This window comes from Mycobacterium sp. URHD0025, assembly GCF_000426065.1.
GTDB lineage: Bacteria > Actinomycetota > Actinomycetes > Mycobacteriales > Mycobacteriaceae > Mycobacterium.
The window spans coordinates 1-2,563 of the sequence record NZ_AUEQ01000030.1; the positions used below are offsets into that span (position 1 = coordinate 1).

1 protein-coding gene is annotated in these 2,563 nt (G+C 60.9%); it reads left to right on the plus strand.

The window, feature by feature from the left end; genetic code table 11:
* The coding region (locus H977_RS0128330) for a thioesterase domain-containing protein (protein ID WP_029111012.1) at window positions 1–1,236 on the plus strand (1,236 nt) is incomplete at its 5' end.
* Between the last annotated feature and the right edge of the window lie 1,327 nt (window positions 1,237–2,563).

A 2,563-nucleotide genomic window follows, 5' to 3' on the forward strand; every position in this document is an offset into this window, starting at 1 on the left:
CGCACCGAGCTTGCCGAACGGTTACCCGTCTACATGGTGCCGGCGGCGGTGGTGGTACTGGACGACCTGCCGTTGACGGTCAACGGCAAGCTCGATCGCCGTGCTCTGCCGGCACCGGACTACGTCGATGGTCAGGATTACCGTGCGCCGGCCACACTCACTGAAGAGATCTTGGCCGGTATCTACGCCCAGGTTCTCGGTCTGGAGAGGGTCGGGGTCGACGACTCGTTCTTCGACCTGGGCGGTGACTCTCTGTCTGCGATGCGGGTGATCGCAGCTACCAACGCCAGCCTCGATACGGACCTGGCGGTGCGCGTGATGTTCGATGCGCCGACGGTGCGCAGTCTGGCCGCGCAGGTGGGCAGCGCCGACGGTGCGCAGGAAGTGGTTCCGGTTGAGGTGCTCAAGCCGGGCAACGGTGTGCCGTTGTGTTGTGTCCATGACGGTTTCGGCCTGAGCTGGTCGTATCGGGCTCTGGGCAAATACGTCGACGGGCCGATCATCGGGATCAATCAGATACCCGCCGATGGTGAGCCTGAACCGTCATCGATACAGCGTATGGCGGCCAGCTATGCCGATCGCCTGCAGGAGCTTTATCCGAGCGGGCCGTATCGGATTCTCGGCTGGTCTTTCGGGGGCGTGGTCGCTCACGCGCTCGCCGTTGAGCTCCAGCGGCGAGGGTGTGAGGTGCAGCGTCTGGTGTTGCTGGACGGGTTGTTGAATCCAAATAAATACTGGAAGCGCATCACCAGAGTGATCGCCAGTAACCGAGCAATTGCCGAAGGATGGGTGCTGGAATACATCCTGCGAACCAATAGTCTTGGTGTCCCGCTCCATTGGAAACCTCTGAAGTATCCGCGCGTGGCGGAGCTGATTCAGCGACGGGGGTGTAGTCCACCGTCTCGGCGGTTGATGGAATTCATGGCGAGAAGCGTCAGTTCGGGCCAGTTGCTCCTCCTGGAGCATGAACCCGAGGTGTTCGATGGCGATATGGTGGTGTTCTCCGCGGCGCGAACTCGATGCGACGCCGGTAGCGGTTCTGGAATCAAATCGCGGTGGGCACACTTCCGAAACCGAAGGGCTGCCCGGTCACTGGCGCAAAGTTGGAGCCCCTGTGCTTCGGGTGAGATCGCAGTACTACCTGTCGCCTGCACACACTTTGAGATGTTCACCGCTGACTCTCTGAGTGAATACGCAGAACAGCTCAAATCTCGTTTGGAAAGTGCCGCGAAGTAGTTTCTGAAACGTGCTGCCGCGAAAGCGCTGAACGCTGACGGAACCTCGTGGGTTTCCTGGCTGCCGGCGCTTACGAGCGCCGTGAATTCCGCCCGTTGAGACGGCATCATCACTCTGGGCCGGCCGGCCGTCGCTATGGCGACGAATCACATGTCTCAGCACTTGCAGTGTCTGCCGAGTCGTCCAACGGCCCCAGTCTGGCGGCTGACGGGAATCGCCCGCCGCAACCGCGGTACTCGTGGGAGAGGGCCTCCATGCGGGGTGGAGCTCGGACCGGTCGGCCTTGAGTGTCCGCTCTGCAGTAGGTGTGCGAGTCCGTGGTGATTCCATATCGATGAATCGCGCGATCTTGATTCTTTGCCAGTATTTGCAGTCGCAAATCCAGGTAGACCTGATTGCGATGTGGCATTGCCGGAGCTCACCCGGCGAACCAGGTCGCCGCGAATGGTGACCGGAGGTGTGCTTCGGGGAGCGGTATGTGCAATTTTCACAGTTTGCCACAAGCGTGACAAGCGCCGCGGGTGTCTTCACCCCGGGCGTATCGGTCGTCGTTGCACCGGGCGTCCATCGGGCGAGTTCGCTGGATTGAACTACATCGGTGTTACGGGCGTATGGGAAGCGGAAAGTTCCTGATCTTGAGTGGAGATGCCCAGCTTGGTGCACGATTGGAACGGCCGTCGTGGTAATTGCGCTGCGGGTCGCGACCAGGCTTTTCGGCCGAGCCGGCGGAACCGAGTTCACATGGCTCGCTAGCCTGTGTGGGCGCAGTGCAAAGTTTGCTCATGGAGCATGTGCGGGTCGGCTGGAGGTTGAACGCCCCGCGAACACAGCAACAGCGCCTTCCTGGATCGCCGATTTCCGTCCTCGACCGAGGAGCGATGGATATGCTGGAATCTGGCAACTGGCTATTTTGTAGCTAAAACTGGACGATCGGGAGTTTAATTGTCTTGATCCACGTGGGGCACGCAGGCAGTAGCCGACGCTCGCTCGCCGATGAACCTGCTGGAGGGCGTCATGCGCTTGGAGTACCTCGAGCAGTACCGGCCGGATATCCGGCCGAAGATCTTGCGCGACGGGCTGGTGCGGGGCCAGGCCCCTGACGGGTAGAAGGGCCGGGGCTTGCATGGTGGGAGGTCCGATGCAACTTGATGAAGAGTGGTTGCACGGCAACGCGGGCGCCGCTCGTTCTGTGGGGATTTCTGTCGCGGTCCCGTCAACGCGGGGGTGTTGTGGTGACTGCTGATGTGACGCGGCGGTTGTCGTCGATGGGTTTTTTGGATGAGGATGAGCATTCGCAGCTTTTTGGGTGGGGTAATCGGGCGGTTTT